The organism is Kribbella sindirgiensis (assembly GCF_004331435.1).
GTDB lineage: Bacteria > Actinomycetota > Actinomycetes > Propionibacteriales > Kribbellaceae > Kribbella > Kribbella sindirgiensis.
Genome location: NZ_SJKA01000002.1, coordinates 380,390 through 406,805 on the forward strand (window position 1 = coordinate 380,390; position 26,416 = coordinate 406,805).

26 protein-coding genes and 1 pseudogene are annotated in these 26,416 nt (G+C 67.7%); 13 read left to right on the forward strand and 14 right to left on the reverse strand.

The genetic code is table 11. The features are described from left to right. Nucleotides 1–23 precede the first annotated feature (23 nt). From mshB to E0H50_RS06405, 8 genes are all read right to left on the reverse strand, one after another. Nucleotides 24–935 (reverse strand): N-acetyl-1-D-myo-inositol-2-amino-2-deoxy-alpha-D-glucopyranoside deacetylase, encoded by a 912-nt coding sequence (mshB, locus tag E0H50_RS06370; protein ID WP_131285648.1) that lies wholly within the window; start codon nt 933–935, stop codon nt 24–26. 45 nt (nt 936–980) lie between these two features. Next, nucleotides 981–1,277, reverse strand: a complete 297-nt coding sequence (locus E0H50_RS06375) for a LuxR C-terminal-related transcriptional regulator (RefSeq protein ID WP_131285650.1) — start codon at nt 1,275–1,277, stop codon at nt 981–983. Nucleotides 1,278–1,434: 157 nt separating this feature from the next. After that, nucleotides 1,435–3,132, reverse strand: coding sequence for an ABC transporter substrate-binding protein (locus E0H50_RS06380; RefSeq protein WP_131285651.1), 1,698 nt, complete (start codon nt 3,130–3,132; stop codon nt 1,435–1,437). Nucleotides 3,133–3,321: 189 nt separating this feature from the next. Beyond that, a complete protein-coding gene (locus tag E0H50_RS06385) occupies nt 3,322–4,365 on the reverse strand; it encodes an ABC transporter ATP-binding protein (RefSeq protein WP_131285653.1) in 1,044 nt (347 codons plus the stop codon). Between the two features lie 16 nt (nt 4,366–4,381). Further along, nucleotides 4,382–5,452, reverse strand: a complete 1,071-nt coding sequence (locus E0H50_RS06390; RefSeq protein WP_131285654.1) for an ABC transporter ATP-binding protein — start codon at nt 5,450–5,452, stop codon at nt 4,382–4,384. A 14-nt stretch (nt 5,453–5,466) separates the two neighbouring features. Further along, entirely contained in the window at nt 5,467–6,471 is a 1,005-nt protein-coding gene (locus E0H50_RS06395; RefSeq protein WP_131285655.1) for an ABC transporter permease, read from the reverse strand. Nucleotides 6,472–6,474: 3 nt separating this feature from the next. Further along, nucleotides 6,475–7,521: an ABC transporter permease gene (locus E0H50_RS06400; protein ID WP_131285656.1), complete on the reverse strand. Its 1,047-nt coding sequence runs from the start codon at nt 7,519–7,521 to the stop codon at nt 6,475–6,477. 147 nt (nt 7,522–7,668) lie between these two features. Beyond that, a complete protein-coding gene (locus tag E0H50_RS06405; protein ID WP_131285657.1) occupies nt 7,669–8,037 on the reverse strand; it encodes a (deoxy)nucleoside triphosphate pyrophosphohydrolase in 369 nt (122 codons plus the stop codon). A 49-nt stretch (nt 8,038–8,086) separates the two neighbouring features. Here E0H50_RS06405 and E0H50_RS06410 point away from each other — a divergent pair, with 49 nt between their 5' ends. The 10 genes from E0H50_RS06410 to E0H50_RS06455 all read left to right on the forward strand — a co-directional run bounded on the left by E0H50_RS06410 (nt 8,087) and on the right by E0H50_RS06455 (nt 20,249). Continuing rightward, on the forward strand, nt 8,087–8,713 hold the full coding sequence (locus tag E0H50_RS06410; protein ID WP_131285658.1) for a hypothetical protein: 627 nt from the start codon (nt 8,087–8,089) through the stop codon (nt 8,711–8,713). A 107-nt stretch (nt 8,714–8,820) separates the two neighbouring features. Next, on the forward strand, nt 8,821–9,123 hold the full coding sequence (locus E0H50_RS06415; protein ID WP_131285659.1) for a hypothetical protein: 303 nt from the start codon (nt 8,821–8,823) through the stop codon (nt 9,121–9,123). Nucleotides 9,124–9,203: 80 nt separating this feature from the next. Continuing rightward, a complete protein-coding gene (locus E0H50_RS06420; RefSeq protein ID WP_238150807.1) occupies nt 9,204–9,923 on the forward strand; it encodes a hypothetical protein in 720 nt (239 codons plus the stop codon). A gap of 18 nt (nt 9,924–9,941) precedes the next feature. Next, complete coding sequence (locus E0H50_RS06425; RefSeq protein ID WP_131285661.1) at nt 9,942–11,819, forward strand: fumarate reductase/succinate dehydrogenase flavoprotein subunit; 1,878 nt, start codon at nt 9,942–9,944, stop codon at nt 11,817–11,819. Then, nucleotides 11,816–12,568: a succinate dehydrogenase/fumarate reductase iron-sulfur subunit gene (locus tag E0H50_RS06430; RefSeq protein ID WP_131285662.1), complete on the forward strand. Its 753-nt coding sequence runs from the start codon at nt 11,816–11,818 to the stop codon at nt 12,566–12,568. The genes E0H50_RS06425 and E0H50_RS06430 overlap by 4 nt, the downstream gene beginning before the upstream one ends. Before the next feature lie 236 nt (nt 12,569–12,804). Beyond that, nucleotides 12,805–14,781 carry an ABC1 kinase family protein gene (locus E0H50_RS06435; RefSeq protein ID WP_131285663.1) on the forward strand — a complete coding sequence of 659 codons (1,977 nt, stop codon included), beginning with the start codon at nt 12,805–12,807 and terminating at the stop codon, nt 14,779–14,781. 34 nt (nt 14,782–14,815) lie between these two features. After that, nucleotides 14,816–16,207 carry an MFS transporter gene (locus E0H50_RS06440; RefSeq protein ID WP_131285664.1) on the forward strand — a complete coding sequence of 464 codons (1,392 nt, stop codon included), beginning with the start codon at nt 14,816–14,818 and terminating at the stop codon, nt 16,205–16,207. 130 nt (nt 16,208–16,337) lie between these two features. Then, nucleotides 16,338–18,812, forward strand: a complete 2,475-nt coding sequence (locus tag E0H50_RS06445; RefSeq protein ID WP_131285665.1) for a DUF4091 domain-containing protein — start codon at nt 16,338–16,340, stop codon at nt 18,810–18,812. Nucleotides 18,813–18,816: 4 nt separating this feature from the next. After that, nucleotides 18,817–19,104: a 4a-hydroxytetrahydrobiopterin dehydratase gene (locus tag E0H50_RS06450; RefSeq protein WP_131285666.1), complete on the forward strand. Its 288-nt coding sequence runs from the start codon at nt 18,817–18,819 to the stop codon at nt 19,102–19,104. Nucleotides 19,105–19,190: 86 nt separating this feature from the next. Continuing rightward, nucleotides 19,191–20,249 (forward strand): WD40/YVTN/BNR-like repeat-containing protein, encoded by a 1,059-nt coding sequence (locus E0H50_RS06455; RefSeq protein ID WP_131285667.1) that lies wholly within the window; start codon nt 19,191–19,193, stop codon nt 20,247–20,249. Between the two features lie 114 nt (nt 20,250–20,363). Here E0H50_RS06455 and E0H50_RS06460 read toward each other — a convergent pair whose 3' ends face one another. From E0H50_RS06460 to E0H50_RS44370, 3 genes and pseudogenes are all read right to left on the reverse strand, one after another. Beyond that, nucleotides 20,364–20,711, reverse strand: coding sequence for a VOC family protein (locus E0H50_RS06460; protein ID WP_165547013.1), 348 nt, complete (start codon nt 20,709–20,711; stop codon nt 20,364–20,366). Nucleotides 20,712–20,721: 10 nt separating this feature from the next. Continuing rightward, nucleotides 20,722–21,243 (reverse strand): helix-turn-helix domain-containing protein, encoded by a 522-nt coding sequence (locus E0H50_RS06465; protein ID WP_337590365.1) that lies wholly within the window; start codon nt 21,241–21,243, stop codon nt 20,722–20,724. 27 nt (nt 21,244–21,270) lie between these two features. Beyond that, nucleotides 21,271–21,534, reverse strand: a pseudogene (locus E0H50_RS44370) (DUF6597 domain-containing transcriptional factor); the annotation flags it as partial. Nucleotides 21,535–21,604: 70 nt separating this feature from the next. Between E0H50_RS44370 and E0H50_RS06470 the strand changes: the two are divergent. Beyond that, on the forward strand, nt 21,605–22,429 hold the full coding sequence (locus E0H50_RS06470) for an acyltransferase domain-containing protein (protein WP_131285670.1): 825 nt from the start codon (nt 21,605–21,607) through the stop codon (nt 22,427–22,429). Here E0H50_RS06470 and E0H50_RS06475 read toward each other — a convergent pair. The 3 genes from E0H50_RS06475 to E0H50_RS06485 all read right to left on the reverse strand — a co-directional run bounded on the left by E0H50_RS06475 (nt 22,424) and on the right by E0H50_RS06485 (nt 25,581). Further along, complete coding sequence (locus E0H50_RS06475; protein WP_131285671.1) at nt 22,424–23,596, reverse strand: polysaccharide deacetylase; 1,173 nt, start codon at nt 23,594–23,596, stop codon at nt 22,424–22,426. The two genes, E0H50_RS06470 and E0H50_RS06475, sit on opposite strands and share 6 nt — an antisense overlap. A gap of 75 nt (nt 23,597–23,671) precedes the next feature. Beyond that, entirely contained in the window at nt 23,672–24,301 is a 630-nt protein-coding gene (locus tag E0H50_RS06480; RefSeq protein ID WP_131285672.1) for a DedA family protein, read from the reverse strand. 98 nt (nt 24,302–24,399) lie between these two features. Beyond that, nucleotides 24,400–25,581, reverse strand: coding sequence for a cytochrome P450 family protein (locus E0H50_RS06485; protein WP_131285673.1), 1,182 nt, complete (start codon nt 25,579–25,581; stop codon nt 24,400–24,402). Between the two features lie 60 nt (nt 25,582–25,641). Between E0H50_RS06485 and E0H50_RS06490 the strand changes: the two genes are divergently transcribed. Continuing rightward, a complete protein-coding gene (locus tag E0H50_RS06490) occupies nt 25,642–25,959 on the forward strand; it encodes an ArsR/SmtB family transcription factor (RefSeq protein ID WP_131285674.1) in 318 nt (105 codons plus the stop codon). Then, a complete protein-coding gene (locus tag E0H50_RS06495; protein WP_131285675.1) occupies nt 25,949–26,389 on the forward strand; it encodes an SRPBCC family protein in 441 nt (146 codons plus the stop codon). Before E0H50_RS06490 ends, E0H50_RS06495 begins: the two co-directional genes overlap by 11 nt. Nucleotides 26,390–26,416 lie beyond the last annotated feature (27 nt).

Genomic DNA, 26,416 nt, shown 5'->3' on the forward strand with positions numbered 1-26,416 from the left:
CCGAGCGTGTGGGAACGGTCACCTCACAGACCGGCGAACAGGTCGTGTTCCAGGCCGTCCGGGCCGGGGGCCGGGGTGCCCTTGACCAGGCGGTACGGCTCGGAGGCCCAGATCTGGTTGCCGTTGTTGTTGGACAGCGCGAAGAACGGTCCGTCGACAGTGATCTGGGTGGCGTGCGCCTTCATCGCGTTCATCTTGCGGTCGATGAACTCCTCGCCCTCGATCACACAGTCGATCAGCCGGTCCGGCGTGATCATCGGCGGCATCGGGCCGTCCGGGTCCATCCCCTCGAAGGTGGTGGTGTCCCCGGAGTCGCGGAGCGCCCGGAGCTGCTCGCGCATCCGGGACTCGGCCATCGCGGTCCAGTAGATCTTCGGGATGTCCCAGGCCGGTCCGAGGTCCTCCCGGTACGACCGGGCGGCGGCCAGCGCGGCGGCGTACGTCGCGACGCGGTGCGCCTTGATGTGATCGGGGTGGCCGTAGTTGCCCCACTCGTCGTAGGTCACCAGGACCTGCGGGCGGAGCTCGCGGATCACCGGGACCAGATCGTTCGCCGCGGCGACCAGGTCCGCCTGCCAGAAGCTGTCCTTGCGGGTCTGCGGCGGGACGTCCGCGTTGCCCTCGTCGTTGTAGATCATCCCGGTGTCGCGGTACTTCCCCGCGCCGCCCAGGAACCGGTGGTCGGTGACACCGAGCTCGGCCATCGCGTTCGCGAGTTCACCGATCCGGTGCTCGCCGAGGCCGTCGTCCTGGTCGGCGGCCAGGTGGGCCAGGTCGGGGACGAGGACCTCTCCCTCCTCGCCGAGGGTGCAGGTGATCAGGGTGACGTGGGCGCCCTCGGCGACGTAGCGCGCCATCGTCACACCGTTGTTGATGGTTTCGTCGTCCGGGTGGGCGTGCACCAGCAGCAGCCGGCGCTCAGCAAGCTCAACCATGCCGAAAGCCTACGTCGCCCTCCGGACAGTTCTCCCGGCAGCGGGTCAGCCGAAGCGGCGGACCAGCAGGCAGCCGGCCTGGAACCGCGACTTGGCGCCGAGACCGGCGATCAGCGCACTGATCTCCGAACGCACGGTGCGTAGCGACAGTCCGAGGTCGCGGGCGATCGCGGCGTCCTTCGCGCCGGTCGACATCATCCGGCCGATCGTCACCTGGCGACTGGTCAGCTCGTTGACCGCGGCGGGCGTCCGCCGGTGCGATCCGAGCTCGTAGACCTCGCAGACGATCTGCGGTGCAACGTCCTCGAGTCGCACCGCTGGAACTGCCGGATACACCGACATGCCTCACTCCTCCCCAAGAGTTCAGCAAGGATTCTCGTCTCCGGGCCCGGCCGCCTGCCAGGTACAACCCATACAAATCACCCATACAGTTGCTGTGTGTGAACAAGCGAGAAGGGCAGCACCCGGAGGCACTGCCCTTCTCAGAAGTGTGCTGGGATCAGCTCACTTTCTTCACACCGATCTGCGTCAGGTCGGGGAAGCCACCGGTGTTCGGGTCGGTGACCACGTTGTCGAGGTTCGAGCCCACGACGTAGACGTTGAGGTCCTGAACGGTCGGCACCAGCGGCGCCGTCTTCATGATCTCGACGTACAGGTCGGACAGACCGGTCTCGATCTTCGACTTGTCGGACTCCTTGGCCAGCTCGGCCATCTTGTCCCAGCCGGCCTGGCTGCGCGCGTAGTTGTTCTGCGCGGCCTTGCCCGGGGCGGTCGTGTCCGGTCCGAAGACCGACGGCACGATCGTCGTCAGGCTCGCCCAGTCGTAGCACCAGCCGGCGGTGATCAGGTCGGTCGCCGACGAGTCCTGCTGCTGGGTCGAGTAGTAGTTGTCACCCGGGATCTTCTGGATCTCGACGTTGACCCCGATCGCCTTCCAGGACGCCTGAGCGGCCTCGGCGGCCTTCACGGCCAGACCGGAGTCCGCCGTACCCAGGACGAGCTTCTCGCCCTTGTAGCCGGCCTCGGTCAGCAGCTGCTTGGCCTTCGCCTGGTCGCCCTCCGGCGGAACGTTGAACGTCTCCTCTTTCTTGTAGCCCTCCATGTCCTGCGGGATGATCGAGTCGACCACCGCAGAGAGCCGCTCGCCACCGCGGCCGTCGCGGTAGCTCGTCCGGTCCAGGCCGACGTACAGCGCCTCGCGCAGCTTCTGGTTCTTCAGCAACGGCTTCTGCTGGTTGAACGCGATGTAGCGGCGGCAGATGTCGGTGCCCTCGACGATGCGGTCCTTGACGCCGGCCCCGTTCGTCTTGGCGATGTTCTCCGGCTGCACACCGGTGAAGCTCAGCGAGCTCTGGTCCGCCGCGCCGTTCGCGATCAGCCGCTGGTCGACGGTCGCCTCGGCGTCACCGAACTTGAAGATGAACTTGTCCGGCCGGGCGTCGCGCAGCGGGTCGGTCTTCTGGTCCCAGTTGGTGTTGCGGACCAGCACCAGCTGCTTCTTCCGCGTGTACGACTCGATCTTGTACGGGCCGCTGGCGACCGGGCGGCTGTCGTACTGCGTCTTGGTGTCCTTGGCCTTCGGAACCGGCGAGAAGACCTTCATGCTCGCCGTACCGTCGAACGAGGCGACCGGGCGGTTCAGCTTGAAGACGATCGTCTTCTCGTCCGGGACCTCGATGGCGGTGCAGCCCTTGCCACCGTTGTTGTCAGCGACGTACGGGCCCTTGTAGCCCTTGCAGTCGAGGTACTCGTGCGCGTACGGCGCACCCTCGGCCATGTCCGCGGCGAACGACCGCTCGGCGTTGTACTTGATGTCGGCGGCAACGATCGGCGTGCCGTCCTCGTACTTCAGTCCGTCCTTCAGCTTGAAGGTCCAGGTCTTGAAGTCCGGGGTGGCCTCGTAACTCTCCGCGAGGTCCTTCTCGAGGATGATCTTCTTCGCCTTGGCGTCGTACCGGTAGTCCGTCAGCGTCCGGGTGATCAGCTTGCCGATCATCTGGGAGTCGGTGACGAAGTTCCGCGCCGGGTCGAGGTGTTCGACGTCGGTGACCGAGTAGACGGTGACGGTGCCCCCCTTGGCACCGGCCGAAGCCTGCCCGCTCGGCGTCTCGCTGTTCCCCCCGCCGCAGGCAACCGCGGTCAGGCTCAGAACCAACCCTGCGGCGATGGCCGCTCCGGGTCGTTTGAGGTGATCCATGGCCAGTGATTTCCTTCCTTGTGTTGACACTTGTCGCCGGGTCACGGCGGCATGGAGAAACTGATCTACGTCATGTGGCGGTCATCAACTCACGTGTTCACAAACCTGCGCAATGGAGTGTGGGCCGCTTGACCGGATCGTGATCCCTTCAATGCCGTCGCTACACCGGACGAACACTCTGTGTAGTAGTCACACCACGTCCCGTTCTTCCGGGAAGTGGCAAGCCGCTTGATGGCCCGGGGCTCCGATCTGCATCAGCGGCGGCTCTTCCGCAGCGCAGATTTCCTGTGCCTTCCAGCACCTGGTCCGGAAGCGGCACCCCGAGGGCGGGTTCAGTGGGCTCGGCACGTCACCGGTCAGCCGGATCCGCTCGCGCCGCTCCTCGGCGTCCGGATCGGCCTCCGGCACCGCGGACAGCAACGCGTGCGTGTACGGGTGCCGAGCATGGTTGTAGAGCTCGTCCCGGTCGGCGGTCTCGACCACCTTGCCGAGGTACATCACCGCGACCCGGTCGGAGATGTGCCGGATCACCGACAGGTCGTGCGCGATGAACAGGTAGGCGAGATCGAACTCCTCCTGCAGGTCCTCCAGCAGGTTCACGATCTGCGCCTGGATCGACACGTCGAGCGCCGACACCGGCTCGTCACAGACGATCAGCTTCGGCCGCAGCGCGAGCGCCCGGGCGACGCCGATCCGCTGCCGCTGGCCGCCGGAGAACTCGTGCGGATACCGGTTGTAGTGCTCGGGGTTCAGCCCGACCCGTTCCATCAGGGTCTGGACCGCCTTCTTCGTCCCGGTCTCGCTCTTCACCTTCTGGATGTCGAACGGCGCGCCGATGATGGTGCCGACGGTCTGCCGCGGGTTCAGCGACGAGAACGGGTCCTGGAAGATCATCTGGATCTCCCGGCGGAACGGGCGCATCCGGGCCCGGTTCAGGTGCGTGATGTCCGAGCCCATGAACGAGATCGTGCCGCCGGTCGGCTCGTCCAGCCGGGTCACCAGCCGGCCGGTGGTGGTCTTCCCGCAGCCGGACTCACCGACCACGCCGAGTGTCTCGCCGGCGCGGATGCTGAGGTCGACACCGTCGACCGCCTTCACGGCCCCGGTCTGCTTCTGGAAGATGATCCCCTGGGTGACCGGGAAATAGCGTTGCAGCCCCCGCGTCTCGAGCAGCAGTTCGCCGCCGGCGGCCTGCTTCCCGGTCGCCTGCTCGGCCGATGTCGTCGTACTCACCAGCACTCCCCCGCCATCAGAGACTCGGCTTGATCTGCTCGGTGAACAGCTGTTTGCGCTGCTCGGAGTTGATGTGGCACCGCACCCGATGCTGTTCCTGGCCGATCTGCAGCAGTTCCGGCAGCTCGGTGGCGCAATTCGCCCCCTCGACGTGCTCCTGGTAGTCACAGCGCGGCTGGAACGGGCAGCCCTTGGGCAGGTTGATCAGCGACGGCGGAGTACCCCGGATCGACTTGAGCCGCCCGTCGCCGGAGCGGTTCACCCGCGGGATCGAGCCCAGCAGACCCCAGGTGTACGGCATCTCCGGCCGGTAGAAGATGTCCCGGACGTTGCCCGACTCGACGACGCGGCCGCCGTACATCACGACCACGTTCTCGGTCATCTTGGCGACCACACCGAGATCGTGCGTGATCAGGATGATCGCGGAGTTGAACTCCTTCTGCAGATCCTTCATCAGGTCCAGGATCTGGGCCTGGACGGTGACGTCGAGGGCCGTGGTCGGCTCGTCGGCGATCAGCAGCGCGGGGTCGCACATCAGCGCCATCGCGATCATCGCGCGCTGCCGCATACCGCCGGAGAACTGGTGCGGGTAGTCGAAGAACCGCTTGTCCGGCGACGGGATGCCGACCCGGTCGAGCAGCTCGACCGCGCGCTTCTTGGCCACCGCCTTCGGCGCGTTGTTGTGTACCAGGAACGCCTCGGTGAGCTGGTCACCGACGCGGTAGAACGGATGCATCGCCGACAGCGGGTCCTGGAAGATCATCGCGACCTGCTGACCCCGCAGGGCCCGCATCTCGGGCACGGACATCGACACCAGCTCGGCGCCGTCCAGCCAGATCTCGCCGCTCACCTTCGCCTTGCTGCCCTTGTGCAGGCCCATGATGGCCAGGCTGGACACGCTCTTGCCGGAGCCGGACTCGCCGACGATACCGAGCGTCTTGCCCCGCTCGAGGGTGAAGTTCAGGCCGTTGACGGCCTTCACCAGCCCGTCGTCGGTCGGGAAGTGCACCTGCAGGTCCTTGACCTCGAGGAACGGCTTTCCGGCACGGGTGTCCGCCGGCGGCGCACTGGTCACGGATTCGGTCATCTCACCTCACCTGATCAGGACAGCCGCACGCGCGGGTCGATAACGGCGTACAGGACGTCGACGACGATGTTCGCGAGCACCACGAAGATCGCCGCGAACAGCACCACGCCCATGATCGCGGGCAGGTCGTTGCTGAGCACGGAGTCGATGGAGAACTTGCCGAGGCCGGTGATGCTGAAGATCTGTTCGGTGATCACCGCGCCGCCGAGCAGGCCGCCGACGTCCAGGCCGAAGATGGTCACGATCGGGGTCAGCGCGGACCGCAGCCCGTGCTTGAAGACCACGGTCCGCTCGCCCAGGCCCTTCGCCCGGGCCGTCCGGATGTAGTCCTCGTTCATGGTGTCGATCATGTTGGCCCTGGTGATCCGCGTGTAGAGCGCCGCGAACACCAGCGCGAGCGTGATCCACGGCAGGATGTAGAACTGCAGCCACTTCACCGGACCGACCGTGAACAAGGCCGCGTTCGCCGTGTCCGGGAACGGGATCCACTTCAGCTTCACGATGAACAAGAACAGCAGCAGGTAGCCGAACACGATCGTCGGGAACGACACCCCGAACAGCGCCAGGCCGACGCTGAACTTGTCGATGAACTTGCCCTTACGGAGCGCGGCGATCAGGCCGAGCATCACGCCGGACAACAACCAGAGGACCGCGGCCCCGAGAGCCAGCCACAGCGTCGCCGGGAACGCGTCCTTGATCGAGTTCCAGACCGGGATGCCGTTCTGGTACGACTCACCGAAGCACGGCCACGCGCAGTTGCGCTCGTTGCCCTCGGATCCGATCGTCCGCCCGCCCGGGCTCACCAGTCCCTGCATGTACTGGCCGTACTGCACGACCAGCGGCTTGTCGAAGCCGTACGTCGCGTTGACCTGCGCGACCGTCTCCGCATTGCAGTTCCTGCCGCAGATCAGCAACGCGGGATTCGCCGGCGTGGCCCAGAACAGGAAGAACGTGATCGCGCTGATCACCAGCAGTACGAACACCGCCTGGATCAGGCGGCGGATGAGATAGCGGCCCACCGGTCAGCTCCTTCCCGCACGCGGATCGAGGGCGTCCCGGACGGAATCGCCGAGCAGGTTGAACGCGAGCACGGTGATGAACAGCGCCGTGCCCGGGAAGAACAGGTACAACGGATTGCTCTCGATCCAGGCCGACGCGTCGGCGATCATCCGGCCCCACGAAGCGGTCGGCTCCTTGATACCGACACCCAGGAAGGACAGCGCGGCCTCCGCGGTGATGTTCGTCGGGAGCAGCAGCGTCGTGTAGACCAGCAGCGTCGGCAACAGGTTCGGCAGGACCTGCCGGAACAGCACGTAGTTCGGCCCGGCGCCGAGTGATCTCGCCGCCTCCACGAACTCGCGCTCACGCAACGAAAGCGTTTGACCACGGACGATGCGCGCGAGGTAGGCCCAGCCGAAGAAGCCGAGGACGAACATCAGCACGCCCATCCTGAGCTTGTTGTCGTCGGGTATGCCCAACAGGTCCTGGCCGCGCGACGCGACTACCGGTGTCAGAGCCATCACGAACAGCAGCGACGGGAAGCTCAGCATGATGTCCATCAGCCGGCTGAGCAGCGTGTCGACCCAGCCGCCGAAGTACCCGGACACCATGCCGATCACGGTGCCGAGCACGACCGCGATGATCGTTCCGCCGAGCGCCACGAGCAGCGAGACCCGCGTGCCGTAGACGAGCCGCGAGAAGACGTCGCGGCCGTTCTGCGGCTCGACGCCGAGCCAGTGCTCGGAGCTCGTGCCGCTGCCCCACAACCCGCCGATCGGGATACCGCCGTCGCGGGTGTTCAGCAACGGATCGCCGTTCGCGTTCAGCTTGTTGAACTGATCGGGCGGGAACCCGTTCAGCTTCACGATCAGCGGCGCGAACAGCGCCACCAGAATGATCAGCAGAATCACGATCGCACTGGCGATCGCGATCTTGTCGCGCCGCAGCCGTGCCCACGCGATCTCCCCCGGCGAGCGGCCCTCGATCTCCTTCGCTTCGGCAGTCTCGACCAGAGCATCTGTCGGCAGTCCCTCATCGGGAGACTGCGTCTCCGATACCCCCAGCGTCATCGCCTGTCACCCGTCCTTCATGGTGATGCACCCCGCACCTTTTGACCCGGGCTCGCCGGGTTGCCGGGAACCCTACGTATCTCGCAGTGTGGACGCCATGGGAAGCCGACGCTAGTCACCGAATCGTGACCGGTGTGACTTCCGCCACTACCGGCGAGTTCGCAGTGCCTTGACGAATGGACGATCGGGTACCAGCCAGTCACTCTCGTCGAGATCCTCGGGCGCGAACCACCGCAGCTCCGCGTGCTCCCGCAGCACCGGGTCGCCGGCGACGATCACGGCCCGGTAAACGTGCAGCCGGTAGGCCTCCGAGATGTCCACGCCAGGACCCAGCGACTCACCGACCTTGATCTCCAGGTCCAGCTCCTCGCGGAGCTCCCGGACGGCCGCCTGTTCGTCGGTCTCCCCCGGCTCGACCTTCCCGCCCGGGAACTCCCAGCCGCCGTCCGGCCCGGGCCGGTACGCCGCCAGCACCAGGCCGTCCCGCACCACCGCAACACCCACCACGATCCGCATTGTCGCGACTCTGCCAGAAACTGCCGCCCGCGTCCGGCATGATGCGGGGATGCCGTTGCAGAACAGGGTTCTGCCCACCCAGGAGATCGTCGCCGACCCCGGTCGCGGCCTGCTGATGGGCAACCGCGGCAGCCTGCACGGCGCCGATCGCCGCCTGGGAACGACCCGTTGGCGGTCGAAGGCGTGGATCTGCTGTGTCCTCGACTGGAAAGGGATCCGCCGCGATCCGATGCCGCCGGGACGCTGGACCGCACTGTTCTTCTTCGACGAAGCGGTCGCGCTCGCCGCCGGCCATCGACCCTGTCATTACTGCCGGCGCAGGGATTTCCTGCTGTACGCCGGTGCGTGGGCGAGCGCACAGGGTCTCGCCGAGCGACCACGAGCCGCCGCGATGGACGCCGTACTGCACAGCCAGCGGGTCGAATCGCGGAGCCGGCGGCAACGGACGACGATCCAGGACCTCTCCGACCTGCCCGACGGGGCGATGGTGCGGTTCGACGGTTCACCCGCGCTGGTGCTCGGTCAGCAGCTGCTGCCCTGGTCGTGGGAGGGGTACGGCGAGCCGCGGCGACCACCTGGGCTGGAACAGGTCGAGACCCTCACACCACCCGCGAATCTTCTTGCGCTGCAGGCCGGATTCGCTCCATTACTCCACCCGTCCGCAGGTCGCAACTGAGGTAACCCTAACTGGAAACACGCCGTACCGAGGGGTCTTCCGTTGGGCGCTCGGCAGGGGCAAAGTGTGCCCATACTGACAGCTACAAAACCATTACTGGAGTCGGCATGGGTGAGGGCAACAACAGCCCAGGCAACATCGCCGCGGTCGTCCGCGCGCTCGAAGGGTTACACGCTGCCGTCGGCAAACTCAGTCAGGAGTACGGTGACACCCTCGGCATCCGCCGCCTGGTGTCCGACGTGGCCCGGCTGAGCGACGATCTCGCGGAGCTCGGCCCGCCCGACCCCAGGCACAGGCCCGGACCCGTTCCGGAGGAACTCGAGGAGATTCCCGACGTGGAGTATGACGCGTCCATGTGGACCGACGCGGAACACGAAGGCTTCGGCGCGCCTGACAGGCACGCTCCCTGATGGCAACGGGGGTAGAAGCGCCGGGCCGCGCACAAGTAGGCCTCAAGACTGCAAGAACGGATCGATGGTGGCTCGCGCCGTTGCGTATCGGCGTGATCCTGGGCTTCTTCATCGTCTACGCGACGATCCGGATCTTCATGAACAAGTGGTACTGGGTCGACGCGTACCACTACCTCACGCCGCTGTACTCGCCGTGTGTGACCAGCAGCTGTGTCGAGGGTTCCAGCCATCTCGGCACCTGGTTCGGCGACTTCCCGCGGTTCCTGCCGTTCAGCCTGATCACGTTCGTGATCCTGGCCGGCTTCCGCGGCACCTGCTACTACTACCGCAAGGCGGGGTACCGCTCGCTGTTCTTCGCGCCGGCCGCCTGCGCGGTGCCCGAGCCGCACAAGAACTACACCGGTGAGCGGAAGTTCCCGCTGGTCGCGCTGAACCTGCACCGCTACTTCTTCTACGGCGCGCTGATCTTCGGTGTGCTGAACATCTACGACGGCGTCCAGGCCTTCCACGGCGACGGCGGTGGGTTCGGGATCGGTCTCGGCACGGTGATCATCTGGATCAACCTGGTGATGCTGTGGCTGTACACGCTGTCCTGCCACGCCTGCCGGCACATCGTCGGCGGCCGGCTGAAGAACTTCTCCAAGCACCCGATGCGCTACCGGTACTGGACCTTCGTGTCCAAGCTGAACCCGAAGCACGGCACCTTCGCGATGACGTCGCTGTTCACCGTGATCCTGACCGACTTCTACATCATGGCGGTCTCCGCCGGGTGGTTCTCCGACCTGCGCATCATCAACTGATACGGATCTGAAGACTCCATGACTGAGCTGGAACGACACTCGTACGACGTCGTCGTGATCGGGGCCGGCGGCGCCGGCCTGCGGGCGGCGATCGAGGCCCGCGAGCAGGGCAAGAAGACCGCGATCATCTGCAAGTCCCTGTTCGGCAAGGCCCACACCGTGATGGCCGAGGGCGGCTGCGCGGCGGCGATGGGCAACGCGAACTCCAACGACAACTGGCAGGTCCACTACCGCGACACGATGCGCGGCGGGAAGTTCCTGAACAACTGGCGGATGGCCGAACTGCACGCGCAGGAAGCCCCCGACCGGGTCTGGGAGCTGGAGACGTACGGCGCGCTCTTCGACCGCACGCCCGACGGCCGGATCAGCCAGCGCAACTTCGGCGGGCACACGTACCCGCGGCTCGCGCACGTCGGTGACCGCACCGGCCTGGAGCTGATCCGCACCCTGCAGCAGAAGATCGTCTCGCTGCAGCAGGAGGACTTCGAGGCGACCGGCGACTACGAGGCGAACCTCAAGGTGTACGCCGAGTGCACGATCACCGAGCTGATGAAGGACGGCGACGCGATCTCCGGCGCCTTCGGGTACTGGCGTGAGTCCGGTCGCTTCATCCTCTTCGACGCGCCGGCCGTCGTACTGGCGACCGGTGGGGTAGGCAAGTCCTTCAAGGTCACCTCGAACTCCTGGGAGTACACCGGTGACGGGCACGCGCTGGCGATGCGGGCCGGCGCGACCCTGATCAACATGGAGTTCATCCAGTTCCACCCGACCGGCATGGTCTGGCCGCCGTCGGTGAAGGGGATCCTGGTCACGGAGTCGGTCCGCGGCGACGGCGGCGTACTGAAGAACTCCGAGGGCAAGCGGTTCATGTTCGAGTACGTGCCGGACGTGTTCCGGGCGCAGTACGCCGAGACAGAGGACGAGGCGGACCGCTGGTACAAGGATCCGGACAACAACCGGCGCCCACCGGAGCTGCTGCCGCGCGACGAGGTCGCCCGCGCGATCAACTCCGAGGTGAAGGCCGGTCGCGGTACGCCGCACGGTGGCGTGTTCCTGGACGTGTCGTCGCGGCTCCCGGCCGAGGAGATCACCCGGCGGCTGCCGTCGATGCACCACCAGTTCAAGGAGCTGGCGGACGTCGACATCACCGCGGAGCCGATGGAGGTCGGTCCGACCTGCCACTACGTGATGGGTGGCGTCGAGGTCGACCCGGACACCGCGTCGTCCGTCGTACCGGGCCTGTTCGCCGCGGGTGAGGTCGCCGGCGGCATGCACGGCTCGAACCGGCTGGGCGGCAACTCGCTGTCCGACCTGCTGGTCTTCGGGCGGCGCGCCGGCATGGGCGCGGCGACGTACGTCGATCAGCTGCAGGAGCGGCCGAAGATCGACGACGCCGACGTCGACGCGGCGGCCGCGGACGCGCTCGCGCCGTTCGAGCTCGAGGGCGGCGAGAACCCGTACACGATCCACCAGGAACTGCAGCAGTCGATGAACGACCTGGTCGGCATCATCCGCAAGGAAGAAGAGATGGAGCAGGCGCTCGGCCGGCTGTCCGAGTTCCGCAGCCGGATCGCGAAGATGACGGTGGAGGGTCACCGGCAGTTCAACCCGGGCTGGCACCTCGCGCTCGACCTGCGCAACATGCTGACCGTCTCGGAGTGTGTGGCCGGGGCCGCGCTGATGCGGCAGGAGTCGCGCGGTGGGCACACGCGGGACGACTTCCCGACGATGGACCCCGAGTGGCGCAAGAAGCTGCTGGTGTGCGCGCTCGACGCGGACGGCGTCGTCAACGTCACCGAGGAGCAGCAGATCCCGATGCGCGAGGACCTGCTGGAGCTGTTCGAAGTCGACGAGCTGAAGAAGTACCTGACGGATGAGGAGCTGCCGGCCAAATGAGTTACAAGGGCAAATTCCGCGTCTGGCGCGGGGACTCCGAGGGCGGGGAGCTCAAGGACTACGAGGTCGAGGTGAACGAGGGCGAGGTCGTCCTCGACGTGATCCACCGGCTGCAGGCCACGCAGACGCCCGACATGGCGGTCCGGTGGAACTGCAAGGCCGGCAAGTGCGGCTCGTGCAGCGCCGAGATCAACGGTATGCCGAAGCTGATGTGCATGTGCCGGATGAACACGTTCGCCGAGGACGAGGTCGTCACGGTCACGCCGATGCGCACGTTCCCGGTGATCCGCGACCTGGTCACCGACGTGTCGTTCAACTACCAGAAGGCGCGCGAGGTGCCGGCCTTCAAGCCGCCGGCGGACCTGAAGCCGGGCGAGTACCGGATGCAGCAGGTCGACGTCGAGCGCTCGCAGGAGTTCCGCAAGTGCATCGAGTGCTTCCTGTGCCAGGACACCTGCCACGTGATCCGTGACCACGAGGAGAACAAGGAGTCGTTCTCCGGTCCGCGGTTCCTGATGCGCGTCGCCGAGCTGGACATGCACCCGCTCGACGCCGCCGACCGGCAGCACGCCGCGCAGGAGCAGCACGGCCTGGGCTTCTGCAACATCACCAAGTGCTGCACCGAGGTGTGCCCCGAGCACATCAAGATCACCGACAACGCCCTGATCCCGATGAAGGAACGCGTCGTCGACCGCAAGTACGACCCCCTGGTCTGGCTCGGCAACAAAATCCGCCGCCGCCCCGCCTGACCCCACCGCAAACGCAGTACCCGAGAGCCCCTGGCCCCACCGGCCCGGGGCTCTCCCATTTGCCTGGCTGACCCACGAATTTGCCTGGTTGACCCATCAAATGCGGGGTTCCTGACCCGTGTGCAGGGTGCAGAACCCCCAACTTCGTGGGTCAGCCAGGGAAATGGGGGTGGGGGATGGGTCACCCGCGTGTGGGGGAGTTGCCGGGGGTGGTCGGGTGTCTAGGGTTCGGGGCTATGGACGTTGTGGTGTTGCGGCTGGTGAATCTGGTCCTGTTCATGATGATCTTCGTGCCGATCTCGCAGCGGTTGCTCGGGGTGCGGTTCGGGTTCGGGCGGCTCGCGGTCGGTGCGCTGATCACGCTGAGCGTGTCCGGGCCGCTGGCGATCGCGATGATCGGTACGCCGCCGTGGACCGGATCGAGCGGCGCCGCGATCGCGTTCATGGCGCTGATCGCGCTCTGCTCGATGCTCGCGGGTCTGGTGTTCCTGGTGCTGGCGGAGGCGCTGGTACCGACCGGGTCGTTGCCGCGGGCCCGTGATCTGCGGCGGGACCTGAGCGGGCGGATCGCGCGCACCCGGCGGTACCTGCAGATTCTGCGGATCGCGATCAAGCACGGCCTCGGCCCGTATCTGCGCGGCCGCCGCCGTCCCGGCCGAGAGAACGCCGCAGGCCAGGCCGAGCTGGCCAGGTCGCTGCGGCTCGCACTCGACGAGGCGGGTGTCACGTTCGTCAAGCTCGGCCAGGTGCTCTCGACCCGCAGCGACATCATCCCGGCGGCGGTCGCCGACGAGCTCAGCCGCCTGCAGGACCAGGTCACCGCCGCGCCCTGGCCGGAGATCGAGCAGGTCCTCACCGAGGAGCTCGGCGGCCCCCTGGACCAGCTGTACGCCGCCTTCGACCCCGAGCCACTCGCCGCGGCCTCGGTAGCCCAGGTCTACACCGCCCGCCTACACACCTCCGACGATGTGGTGGTGAAGGTGCAGCGGCCCGGGATTGCGGGGGTGGTGGATCGGGATCTCGACATCGTACGGCGGCTTGCGCGGCTACTGGAGCGGAACACCGACTGGGGACGTGGGATGGGCGTGCGGGCGCTCGCGGACGGGTTCGCGGACGCGATGCGCGAGGAGCTCGACTTCACCGTAGAAGCCGGCAACATGACCACGGTCGCCGCCGGCCATTCCGTTGCTGCGAGCAATGATCTCGTCGTACCGCGGCTGTATCCGGAGCGCTCGACCCGCCGCGTCCTCACCATGCAACGGCTCGACGGCATCGGTCTCGGCAACGCCGGCCAGGCGATCGCCGACCGCGGCCTCGACCCGGCCCGCCTCGGTCGCGCGCTGTTCGAGTGCCTGCTCGGCCAGGTGGCGATCGACGGGGTGTTCCATGCCGACCCGCACCCGGGCAACTTCCTGCTGCTGACCGACGGCCGGATCGGCATGCTCGACCTGGGCTCGGTCGGACGCCTCGACCCGGCCACCCGCGAGGCCCTGCAACGATTCCTGCTCGCCATCGACCACGGCGACCCGGTCTCGGCCACCGACGCCCTGCTGGAGATCGTCTATCGCCCGGACGTCATCGACGAACGCGCGCTGGAGCGCTCCGTCGGCCAGTTCATGACCCGGCACCTCGCGGCCGGTGTGACGCTCGGCCCGGCGATGTTCAACGACCTGTTCAAGATCATCACGTCGCACGAACTCGGCGTACCGCCCGAGGTCGCCGCCGTGTTCCGCGCACTCGCCACGATCGAAGGGACGATCTCCCGGATCTCCCCCAGCTTCGACCTGGTCGCGGCGTCGCGGCAGTTCGCCGGCGCTCACGTCACCGACCGGCTCGCGCCCGACGCGCTCCGCCGTACGGCGACCGAGGAGCTCGCCACGCTGCTCCCGATGTTGCGCCGGCTGCCGCGCCGCATCGACCGGATCGCGGCCGCGGCGGAGAGCGGCCGGCTCGGCGTGAACGTTCGGCTGTTCGCCGACGAACGCGACCGGCGGCACTTCACCGGCCTGCTCCACCAGGCGCTGCTAGCAGTGCTAGGTGCGACCGCGGGCATCATGGCCGTCCTGCTGCTCGGTACGCCGGGCGGTCCGAAGGTCACCGACTCGATGACGTTGTTCCAGCTGCTCGGCTACAACCTGCTGGTGATCTGCGCGGTGCTCGTCCTCCGCGTCCTGGTGCTGATCTTCCGGCTGCCCGGAACCCGCTCGCCTTGACTTCAACCTAACTTGAACTTCGACGATAACGGGCATGACGACGACCGCCGCCGCTGAGGCCCGCCCGAAGCTGTTCACCGGACAGCACCTGCCACTGGTGCTCGGGGTGATCGGCCTCGTCACGCTCGGCGCGTTCGAGAACCGCGCGGTCGGTACGGCACTGCCCACGATGGTCCGCGAGTTCGACGCGCTCGGCAGCTTCGGTCTCGCGAACGCGGCGCCGAACGCGAGCTACCTGATCTCGCTCGCGATCGCCGGCCTCTGGTCGGACCGCCGCGGCCCGATCCCGACGTTGCGCGCGGGCGCGATCTCGTTCACCCTCGCGCAGCTTCTGGTCGGTACGGCGACCGCGATGCCGATGGTGATCGCGGGACGGCTGCTCAGCGGCCTGGCCGAGGGGCTGCTCGACGTGTCGTTGATGGTGCTCGTCGCCCGCGCGCTGCCCGCCGTACTGCGGCCGCGGATGTTCTCGTTGTTCGCCGCGATGTGGATCCTGCCCTCGGTCCTCGGGCCGGTACTGACGGGTGTGGTGACGGAGCAGTTCGGCTGGCGCTGGGTCTTCCTCGGCGCGCTCGTACTGCTGGTCCCGAGCTGGCTGCTGCTCCGCCCGGCGATGCGTCAATCCGCCGACGCCCCGGCGCCGGAGCGCACCGCCGAGGACGCGGCCGAGCTCCAAGCCTGGCGCGCCGCACTCCCCTGGGCCCTCGCTGCATCCGTCGCGCTGTTCTCCATGACGCTGGCCGGTGACCACCTGGAAGCGCACCCGATCCTCGGCGGTACGGCGGTTCTCGTGGCGCTAGCGGTGCTAGGACGGGCCGCGGTACGCGTGATGCCTGCCGGAACGTTCACCGCCCGACGCGGTTTCCCTGCGGTGGTCGCCGTCCGCGGGCTCGGCGGGGCCGCGTTCGCCGGAGTCGGCGCGTACCTCCCGCTCCTGCTCACCCTGCAGCACAACTTCAGCCCGTCGCGAGCCGGCGTGACGCTGTCGATCACTGGCGTCTGTTGGGCGTTCGGATCGTGGCTGCAGGGTCGCGAGCACGGGATCGAGCGCGTCGTCGTACTGCGGACCGGGCTGGCGTTCATGACGCTCGGGCTGGCGGTGACGTCACTGCTCGCGTGGACGCACGCGACCACCTGGATCGGCCTGATCGGCTGGGGCTTCGCGGGTATCGGCATGGGGCTCAGTTCCTCGAGCCTGTCGGTGCTCACACTGGACCTGTCCGACCAGAGCAACTCCGGCCGCAACACGAGCGCCGGTCAGATGGCCGCGACGATGAGCATCGCCACGGGGCTGGCGATCAGCGGCACCCTGCTGGCGTTCAATGCCGACGACCCGCAGCCGTGGGTCTTCGGCGTGATCGTCACCGCGGGATCGGTACTGGCGCTTCTCGGATTCCTCGCGGCGCCGCGGGCCCGGCGCTCCTAGCCACCTTTCGACGCTGATCGAAACTGCGCACAGCGACCCTTCTCCGGTCAGAAATCTCCACCTCACGCCTTGACGCACCTTCCCGCCCGTTTTACGGTGGGGACCGTAATTCCGGCGGGAGGAGCGGCTCGTGAGGAAGACCGGCTTGTTGCTGATGGCAATCACCTTGGTGGTGGGCGGCCTCCAGGCGGGCGCGGCGCAGGCCGCCGCACCCGCCGGAGTGTTCCAGGATTTCGAGACCGACGCGGATCTGCAGGGCGCGACCGTCACGTTGCCGCAGGTCGACCGGATCGAGCGCTCGGCCGACCCCACGCACGGCGACTCGGGCCTGAAGTTCACCGTTGGCCCGTCCAACACACCGGGAGCCAGTGCGTCGTCCGGCATCAACCTGTACGCCGGAACGCCGAGCCTCCCGGTGTCGGACTGGTCCGGCCACACCGTGCTGGGCTTCGACTTCTTCACCGAGCAGGACTACACGACGGTCGGCCGGATCACCGTCCGGGACCAGTCGAACAAGGCGTGGGGTATGGACTACCCGATCCGCGCCCGCGACTGGACGCCGATCACGCTGCGGATGAGCACGATCGCGGCCGCCGGTGTCGACATCACCCGGATCGCCTACCTCAGCTTCTCGATGCCGCGGGCCAAGACGCCGGTCATCGGTCACTACGACGCGTTCCGGCTCGTCGACAGCTACCCGTACGACCAAACGCCGTACGGCGACAAGGCTGCCGCCCAACTGTTGCGACTGGTCGACTTCAACGGCGTGCTGACGAAGCTTGCGGAGCAGATCGAGGGACTCGACCGGTCGCTCGGGCACGAGCCCGCGGACGAGCGGCTCAAGGCTCAGGTGCGGGCAGCGGAGGCACAGTGCGCCGAGCTGCGCCAGAAGCTGGGCCCGATGACGTACGCGCAGTACCAGCCGTTCAATGCGGGCGTCACCGCGTTGCAGCGAACCGTGCCGAGGTTGGCGAACACCATCCAGGCGCGAGCACACGACCGCCGCGCCGACTTCGGTGTCGAGTCCGCCGACTCGATGGCGCTGGTGTACCCGAAGGACCTGCCGTTCACCTCGACCGGTACGGCGCCGACGGTGTCGCTGACCCGTGGCGAGTACGAGAACGTGCAGGCCGTCGTACTGCCGTTCGCCGAGCCGCTGACCGGCGTACAGGCCCGCGTGACGTCCGTGTCCGGCAAGGGCGCACTGCAGGCCACGGTCGCTCCCGTCGGCTCGCTGAACGTGACGCCGACGAACGTGTACCACCGGCCCACGTACGCCGGTTGGACGCCGGACCCGATCCGTGACGACCTGACGTCGGTCGACGTACCCGCGGACACGTTCCAGCCGTACTGGATCCGGCTGAAGGCGGCGGCGACGGCCGCCCCTGGCACGTACCACGTGACGGTCGCGTTCTCCGCGGCCGGCAAGCGGACCCGGACCATGACCGTGGCCGCCAAGGTCTGGCCCGTGGCGGCACCCGACGCACCGAAGCTCAACACCACGTTCCAGTTCACGCCCGCGATCGTGAACGACATCTACGGGATCACCGACCCGGCGGCGCAGGAGGCGACCAAGCACCAGTACTGGTCCTTCCTGCACGACTACAAGATCGAGCCGGACCAGCTCTACACCTGCGCGTGCATCCCCTCGAACGCGAACCCGGTGATCGTGCCGACCCCGGTCGAGGACGTGCTGTACATCCGCGACCACTACGGACTGCGGGACTTCAACGCGTTCTACCTGTGGGCCGGTCTGCTCAACCCGTCCAAGCCGGAGACCTGGCAGGCGCAGATCGACACGTGGATCGCCCAGTTGCGGACCGCGATGGACAGCTACCGCGCCGCCGGTGTCGACAAATATGCATATGTGTACGGCTTCGACGAGGCGAACGGTCCGCTGCTGCAAGCGGCGAAGCAGACCTTCGCCGCGGTGAAGGAGGCGTTCCCGGACCTGCCGATCCTCACGACGCTGCGGGACAACTCGATGGGCGTCGACACCGGACTCGCCGGCCTCGTCGACGTCTGGGTGCCGCAGCAGGATCTGTACAACCAGCAAGTCGCCGAGCGGACCCGTGCCCGCGGCGACCAGGCCTGGTGGTACCCGGACATCGCTACCGGCTCACCGCTGCCGAACTGGTTCAACGGCTACCCGCCGATCGACGCCCGGACGTTGGTCGGGCCAATGTCCTACAAAGCCGGTGTGGAAGGCATTTTGTACTACGCGACCAACCGCTGGCTCCGATCCGACCACGCCAACCAGTTGCTGGTGAACGACGGCATCCTGTCCGCGTGGAGGGCGGCGACGTTCAACGGTACGGCGGGCGACGGGTCGATGTTCTACCCGGGACCGAACGGCCCGATGGCGTCGATCCGGCTGGAGAACTTCCGCGACGGGATGGAGGACTACAACCTCCTGTGGCAGTTGCAGCACGACGTACAGAGCAACCCGCAGCTGCCCGCGCCGCTGAAGGCACACGCCGCCAAACTGCTCGCGGCGGACGCCGTGGTGACCGACCAGCGCACGTTCACCGAGGATCCCGCGCGCTACCGCGCCTGGCGCACCGACGTCATCGCCACCCTCACTGCCGTCAGGGGTCTAGAGTGAGCGCATGAGTGAGCTCCTGACCGACGACCAGATCGACCTCGCGTTGCGCGACCATCTCCCGGAGTGGAAGGTCGTGGACAACGAACTGGTGCGCAGCGTCAAGAGGGACACGTTCCTGGACGGCATCCGGCTGGTGGCGACCGTCGGGCAGCTCGCGGAGTCGATGAACCACCACCCGGACATGGACATCCGCTACACCACGATCACGTTCCGGGTCAGCAGCCACGAGGCCGGCGGGATCACCGACGACGACCTCGTGCTCGCGCAGCACATCGACACCGCCGCGGGATAAGCACCGGCTGACCTGTTCTCGTCATGGCGCTTGTCGGCCACGGCAAGCGCTGGTCCGGTGTGCCCGGAATCCCTTACATCTAAGGGATGACCGTCGTCGGAACTGCCCTGACCGTCCTGATCGCGCTGACTCCTCCGTACGCCGGTGCCGCGGACCCCGGCTGGTTCTGGAACCGCCCGCACTGCGACACCGTGTACGGCGACGGCTCGGTGACGATCACCGAATCCGACGGCGCGACCCTCGCGCCGACGACCGGCAAGCTGCGCGCCGTCACGTACGCGAAGGTCGCCGCGCTGCAGGAGCCGAACACGCTCGTCAGCATCGGCCGGCAGGCGATCCAGCGCTCGAGTGACGCCGGTTGCAGCTGGCAGTTGCTCGACAAGACACCGGACGACCTGAGCACGTACGACGTACAGCCCGGGCCGGGCGATGCGGCGTACATCTACAGCGTCAACGACCAGCCCATCCATCGCGTGCGCGGCTCGCAGGTCAGCACGGTCCTCGGCCCGGTCGCGGGTGGTGGGCTGGCTGCGTTGCACGCACAGCCCGGACGGCTGCGGGTCGTGGCCGGCGACGGGCAGCTGTACGACTCCTCGAACGACGGCGTGACCTGGCAGCGGGTCGGCGTACCGCCTGCTCGTGATCTCTTCCTGTACGACGCCGTGGTGGATCCGAGGAACCCGGATCATGTCGTGGCCGGTGTGATGTCGGACGGCGTGTACGTGACGTTCGACGGCGGGCGGAGCTGGACCCGGTCGCGGCCGGTGGAACGGGTGAACGCGTTCAGCCTGGCGATGTCACCGGCCGATCCGTCGAAGGTCTGGATGGAGGGGTACGACCGGGATCGGTCGACCCGGTTCATCTGGGAGTCGACCGACGGCGGCCAGAAGTTCCGCGAGGTCCTGGACCAGAGCCGCGCCGACCTCATCAACGGCAACAAGATGTGGGCCTCACCGGTGGACCCCGACCTCCTCTACTTCAGCTACGGCACCTCCTTCGCCAACTTCGGCGCCGACCTGTACCGCTTCGTCCCCTCGACAGGCGCCCTCACGAAGAACCACAACACCTTCGACGGCATCCCGTCGCTGGCCTTCAACCCCGCCAACCCCAAGATCCTGTACCTGGGCCTGGCCGAGGAGCGGTGAGGTGGGGGCGGACCTGCGCCACTCACCAACCCTCGCCCAAGGGCCCTCCGAGGACAGGGCTGAGCCTGGACCGCGCGAACTGCCGGAGGTTGGTGAGTGGTGGAGGTCCGCGCCTCACGCCTGACGTAACCCGACGAGTACTCCCTCGGTGTCGCGGAGGTAGCTCAGTCTGCCGACACCGGGGAGGTCCTGGATCTCGCCGATCGGAGTGCCGCCTGCCGCGCGGGCGCCCTCCAGCGTCGCTTGGAGGTCGTCGACCTCGATCCAGGCGATGGTCGGTTGCGACTGGTACCGGCTGCTCATGATCGCTCCGTCGATCCCCTCCCCCGGCCCGGTCGCCGCGAGCAGGTATCCGTCGGGGACCGGCGCCGGCGTCACCTCCCAGGCGAACACCTCACGGTAGAACTTCGCGGCCCGATCGTGGTCCTCGGCAACTATCTCGACATGAACTATGCGTCCCATCCCCAGATCCTCACTCGCCGCGCGTGGAGTCGTCTTGGACGGATCTTCCATGCATCAGCGCGGCGATGCCGTTCTGTACGGCGAGGAAGGTCGTCGCACTGACGCCGGTGTAACGCTTGAAGTCGCGCGCCGCGTGCGCCTGGTCGTAGTACCCGTGCAACGCCGACAGGGTCGCGGCAGCGTCGGCGGGACCACCGAGCAGCCCGCCGACGAAGTGGTAGTACCGGATGATCTCGGCGTACCGCTTCGGCCCGATGCCGATGCTCCGCCGGAACAGCCGATACAAGGTGCTGTACGACGTACCGCACCGCCGCACCACCTCAGCCACGGCCACCTGGCCCCCCAGCTCGTCGATCGCGCGCACTGCCTCGATCACGACCGGCGGAGCGACCGTCGTCGTCAACCGAACCGCGAGGAAGCCTGCCAGCCGCTCGGCACGCTTCGCGCCGAACGGCACCGCCCGCAACTCCGTCACCAACCCGGCCACCGCATCCGCGCCGGCCCAGTCCCCCAGCGGCTGCACCTCGTCCACCAACGCGGTGAGACCGAACGACGCGAGCCCCCACGGCGTGAACTCGACGCCGGCGTAACTCGACGTACCTACCTGTCCGAGCACCTGCGGCCGGGTCATCACCCCGAACACCGAGGCCGCATTCGGCCACTCGACCTGAGTCACCGGATCATGCCGAGTCCCCGGCTCGCCGAGTGCCACGGCCAGCCCCGGCCGTCCGTTGGGAATCAGGATCTCCTGCCGCAACCGCGGCAACGGCGCCGATTCGACCAGCCAGACGTGGTCAACGACGTCCCGCAACCGCTCAGGAGGAGAGAACCGCTGTTAGCTCACGCCTGAGATCGTAAGTCCCTGGCTCGTTTGCATCAGTTACCGTTGATGAGTGACGAGTGTTGAGGAATATCGCCTGCTCGGGTTCGCCGATGCCGACCGGGACGCGGCCGAGGCGTTCGAGCCGGATCAGACGGCGGTGAAGGAGCTCGCGGACCAGATCCGCGGCGCGATCGGGAAGCTCGGCCGGGAGCCGGAGTTCACGATGCCGGAGGACCCGCGGAACTCGGTCCAGGCGTTCCTGGACACCGTGCCGGACATCCGCCGGTTCCACACAGAGCGAGGTATTCCGGACAAGATCAGCTGGGCGACGCTGGCCGATCTGGGTCAGCAGCTCAAGGTGAGTCGTCGTACGCACGGTGAGTACAGCCTGGAGACGCACTGGTGGCTGACGAACTTCTGGGTCGGCAACATCTACTGGCTCGGGCGCCTGCAGTACATGCTGCACCAGGTGCCCGAGGACAAGCCGGTCCCGGGCACCGAGCCGGGTGAGTGGATCATCGGCGTGCACATCCCGGAGACCGGTCCGCTGACCCCCGAGCTGGTCGACGACAGCATCCAGCAGGCCCGCGAGTTCTTCCCGCGGTACTTCCCGGAGTACCCGGTGCGGACGGCGAACCTGTGGTCCTGGCTGCTCGACCCGTACCTGCTCGACAACCTCCCGCAGGACTCGAACATGGTGAAGTTCGGCCGCCGCTTCACGCCGTACGGGACACCGAACGACAGCCAGGACAGCGCGATCTTCTTCACGTTCCGCACCCACGGCCTGGAGCATCTCGACGAGCTCCCGCAGGACACGAGCCTGCAGCGACTCGTCGTCGGCCGGATCAAGGACGGCGGCACCTGGCAGAGCGCGTACGGCTACACCAAGCTATGACGGCTGCCGCGGACCACGCGGTACGCCGTACTTCGCCAGCCAGCTTGCCAGCTCCATGTTGGACACGCACCGTACGTCGGCCTGCGTGCACGTCTCCGTGACGAAGGCGGCGAGCGCGTCGGAGTACACGCTGTTGTTCCAGCGGTTGAAGTGGTTGCCGAGGAACAACGGCGGATTGCCACTCGCCCGTGATTTCGCCAAGGCCGCCCGGTAGGTCGCGAGGACCTGTGCCTTGAGCGCCGGAGCCTGGGCGATCGGCGCCTTGCGCGCCTGCGTCTGCGCGAACCACAGGTTGTAGTCCATCGTCAGCGTCTTCTTCGCGGTACCGGCCAGCGTCACTGATTCCAGCGGGAAGTTCCACAGCCCGTCGGCCTTCTTCGGCCAGGCGATGTACCCGGGCGCGGAGGCGTCGTACAGCATGCCGCGCTGCGCCATCGCGAGCCGGTACGCGGGGCGGTCGCCTTCCAGGCAAGGTGTCCGCATGCCCTTCACGGTCGCCGGATCGAACGGCGGCTCGACGGTCTTGCCGGCTGCGAGTGACGGGCCGGTGCGCACCATCCGGTCGAACGCGCCCAGTTCGGCGGTCCACTGGGCGGTCGTCCAGCGGCCGATGCCGGTCGCGCCGCAGAAGTGCCCGTTGGCGTGCGTGCCGATCTCGTGGCCCTCGGCGATCGCCTCCCGCAGTACCTTCGTCCGGCCGAGAATGTCGGCCGGGTCGCCCCAGCCGATGTCGGAGGCGCCGGGCTTTTTGTACGGCGGTTTGTAGTCGGTGCGCCGATCGCCCGGGTACAGGTACGGGCCGGAGAGGAAGAATGTCATTCGCGCGTTGACCTGTCGCGCCACGGCCCGCCAGCGGGCCCAGAGCATGAGATCGCCGGCGCCGTCGAAGGAGACGACGACGAACAGCGGCGGTTTGCCGCTGGGCAGTCGTCCCGGGAAGGACCGCAGTACCGGAGCTGCTGCCGGGAGCTTTCCTGGCGGAGACGTCGAAGGAGGCGTCGACGCTGTGGTGCTGGGTTTGGGCGTCGGCGCAACGGTGGGCTTCGCCGTGGTGGGTTTGGAAGCAGAGGGGCTGGGAGCGCCTTCGAGGGGTACGTCGGCGCATCCGGCCAGCACCGCCGCGATCACCACCACAGCGGCCGCGAGGTTCGCCCCAGGCCTCACCACGGATCTACTGACGCACGAACGCCGGGACAGGTTGGCCCGGGACACGCCCCGGCGTGGAAACCGGGGCGGGGATCGTTAAGCGCCTGTGACCTTCATCGCGCGGCGCTTGACCACGATCCGGCGGGACGTCTCGACGACGAGACCGATCACCGCGGCCAGGCTCAGGCTGAACGCGAGCCCCTTCAGCTGGTCGTGCGCGAACGCGTCACCGCCGAGGTACCCGAGCAGGGCGACGTACGTGTAGGCGATCGTCACGCCGGCGAAGGTGAAGACGATGAACTTCTTGAACGAGTACCGCGTCGCGCCCGCCGTCAGCGTCGCGACCATCCGGGCGCCCGGGACGTAGCGGACCGTCATCAGGATCAGCCCGCCCCGCGAGTGCAGCGCGGCCGAGACCTTCTCGTACAGCTGCTGGCGGCGCTCCTGGCGCTTCATCCAGCGGTGCAGCGCCGGTCCGGAGCCGCGGCCCAGGAAGTAGCAGACGGACTCGCCGATGACCGAGCCGGCCATCGCGACCGCGATGACAAGCGGCAGGTTCTGGTGGCCGGCGGCCGCGGCCATACCGGCCGTGATCACCATGCCCTCGCTGGGCACCACCGGGAACACCGCGTCGATCAGGGCCGCGGCGAACAGGATGAGCAGCAGCCAGTGCGAGGCCATCGCAAGGCCGAGCAGGTGTCGCGCGACCTCTATCAGCTCCGTCACCTGGCCAAGGATGCCATTCATCGTCAAGAGAGCCGCAATCCCACCGCTGTGATTCAGGCCTGGTTCACCCGATGTTCAGCCGATGCCACTGGCTGAGGTCAGAGCAGCACAGGGAGTTCGCGGATCGCGTTCATCAGCAGGCTCGGGTGCCGCGGCGGATCCTGCTCGGGCACGGCGAGCCGCAGCCGCGGGAACCGCTCGAACAGCAGACCGAGCGCGATCCGGCCCTCGAGCCGCGCGAGCGGGGCGCCGAGGCAGTGGTGGATGCCGTGCCCGAACGCGAGGTGCGCGGTGTCGGTCCGGGTGATGTCGAGCTCGTCCGCCCGCTCGACCTTCCGTACGTCGCGGTTCGCCGGGAGCAGCGCGAACACGATCACCTCACCGGCCTCGATCCGGGTCCCGGCGATGTCGATCGGGGCGGCGGCGACGTACGGGATCGCGGCCTGCAGCGGACCGTCGTACCGAAGGAGTTCCTCGACGGCCGTGGGCAGCCGCTCCGGCTCGTTCTTCAGCAGCTCGAGCTGGTCGGGATGCCGAAGCAGAGCGTGTACTCCGTTGGTGATCAGGCTGACCGTCGTCTCGTGGCCGGCCGCGAGGAGCAGGAAGACCATCGAGGTCAGCTCGTCCTCGCTGAGATGGTCGCTGCCGTCGCGGGTCGCGATCAGGGCGGACAACAGGTCGTCGGTCGGCGCCTGCTGCTTCTGCACGATCAGCCCGTGGACGAAGGCGAGCATCGCGGTCGTCGCCTCGACGTACTCCTCGGCGGTGTACACGGCGGCGTTCACGAACACCGACGACCAGCGGCGGAAGTCGTCGCGCCGGACGGCCGGAATGCCGATCAGCTCGCAGATGACGGTGATCGGCAGCGGGTAGCTGTACGCGTTCACGAGGTCGACCGGCTCGTCCGCGGTAGCCATCTCGTCGAGCAGGCCGGTGGCGATCTCCCGGATCCTCGGCTCGAGCGCCTCGATCCGGCGCCGGGTGAACGCGGCCGTCACCAGTTTGCGCAGCCGGGTGTGGTCCGGCGGGTTCGCGCCCAGCATGTGCTGCTCGGTGCGCGCGATCAGGTCGTCCATGACGCTGTCGCGGTGCGGCCCGTCGAGAGGCGAGCGCACCACGTCGGGATGGGCGAGCAGCTCGCGCGTCTCGGCGTACCCGGTGACGAGCTGGACCGGTACGCCGGTGAACAGGGTCAGGCGCTGCACCGGGCCGGTGGACGCGAGGTCCTCGAACCCCCAGTGGCGGGCGATTCCGCTGACTTCGGTGAACGGCTGCCTCATGCGGCCAGCCTATGTCCGTCCCCTTGACAGAACAGTTCACCATTTGGTGAAGTATTGCGGGTGCTGAGTACGACGTTCGGAGCGCTCGCGGACCCGACCCGGCTGGCCGTCGTCGGCCGGCTGAGCCGGGGTGACGCGACGATGGGCGAGCTGGCCGAGCCGCACCGGATCACGCCACCGGCGATGACCAAGCACGTCACGGTGCTGGTCGACGCCGGGCTGGTGAGCCGGCGGCGGGTCGGCCGTACCGTCGTGTGCTCGCTCCGGCCGGAGGCGTTCTCCGAGGTGGAGCAGTGGCTCGGCGACCTCACGGCGTACTGGAACGGCACCGTGGACCGGTTGGAAGAACTCCTGCGAGGGGACGGCGATGGACACTGAGATCCGGATCGAAAGGGTGCTTCCGGCAACTATCGGACGGGTGTACGACGCCTGGACGCGGGCCGACCTCCTGGTCCAGTGGTACTGCCCGAACCCGAAACTCGACCTGAAGGTGCAGGCTGACGTCCGCACCGGTGGTTCGTACGTCGTGGAGATGGGGCCGTACGTGGTGCGCGGGACCTACCTCGAGGTCGAGCCGCCGCGCCGGCTGGTGTTCAGCTGGAAGTGGGACGGCACCGACGACGAGCCGACCCGCGTCGAGGTCGAACTGTCCGAGGTCCCCGACGGCACCCGCATGCTGCTCAGCCACACCGGCTTCGCGACCGCCGAGGACGCCGCGAACCACCGTCAGGGCTGGGAACCGGAGGTCCTGCGACTGGCCGAGCTGCTCACCGTTCGACAGCCCGACCCCGCAACCGATCGAGGCTGAGAACGAGGGCGACCGGTCCGTGAGCAG

Coding starts and splice junctions, on each gene's coding strand:
- E0H50_RS06400 (WP_131285656.1), bottom strand. CDS start 7,521: ATGACGCTGGGGGTATCGGAGACGCAGTCTCCCGATGAGGGACTGCCG.
- E0H50_RS06410 (WP_131285658.1), top strand. CDS start 8,087: ATGCCGTTGCAGAACAGGGTTCTGCCCACCCAGGAGATCGTCGCCGAC.
- mshB (WP_131285648.1), bottom strand. CDS start 935: ATGGTTGAGCTTGCTGAGCGCCGGCTGCTGCTGGTGCACGCCCACCCG.
- E0H50_RS06415 (WP_131285659.1), top strand. CDS start 8,821: ATGGGTGAGGGCAACAACAGCCCAGGCAACATCGCCGCGGTCGTCCGC.
- E0H50_RS06455 (WP_131285667.1), top strand. CDS start 19,191: ATGACCGTCGTCGGAACTGCCCTGACCGTCCTGATCGCGCTGACTCCT.
- E0H50_RS06485 (WP_131285673.1), bottom strand. CDS start 25,581: ATGAGGCAGCCGTTCACCGAAGTCAGCGGAATCGCCCGCCACTGGGGG.
- E0H50_RS06495 (WP_131285675.1), top strand. CDS start 25,949: ATGGACACTGAGATCCGGATCGAAAGGGTGCTTCCGGCAACTATCGGA.
- E0H50_RS06380 (WP_131285651.1), bottom strand. CDS start 3,132: ATGGATCACCTCAAACGACCCGGAGCGGCCATCGCCGCAGGGTTGGTT.
- E0H50_RS06450 (WP_131285666.1), top strand. CDS start 18,817: ATGAGTGAGCTCCTGACCGACGACCAGATCGACCTCGCGTTGCGCGAC.
- E0H50_RS06435 (WP_131285663.1), top strand. CDS start 12,805: ATGGACGTTGTGGTGTTGCGGCTGGTGAATCTGGTCCTGTTCATGATG.
- E0H50_RS06390 (WP_131285654.1), bottom strand. CDS start 5,452: ATGACCGAATCCGTGACCAGTGCGCCGCCGGCGGACACCCGTGCCGGA.
- E0H50_RS06375 (WP_131285650.1), bottom strand. CDS start 1,277: ATGTCGGTGTATCCGGCAGTTCCAGCGGTGCGACTCGAGGACGTTGCA.
- E0H50_RS06440 (WP_131285664.1), top strand. CDS start 14,816: ATGACGACGACCGCCGCCGCTGAGGCCCGCCCGAAGCTGTTCACCGGA.
- E0H50_RS06430 (WP_131285662.1), top strand. CDS start 11,816: ATGAGTTACAAGGGCAAATTCCGCGTCTGGCGCGGGGACTCCGAGGGC.
- E0H50_RS06425 (WP_131285661.1), top strand. CDS start 9,942: ATGACTGAGCTGGAACGACACTCGTACGACGTCGTCGTGATCGGGGCC.
- E0H50_RS06405 (WP_131285657.1), bottom strand. CDS start 8,037: ATGCGGATCGTGGTGGGTGTTGCGGTGGTGCGGGACGGCCTGGTGCTG.
- E0H50_RS06460 (WP_165547013.1), bottom strand. CDS start 20,711: ATGGGACGCATAGTTCATGTCGAGATAGTTGCCGAGGACCACGATCGG.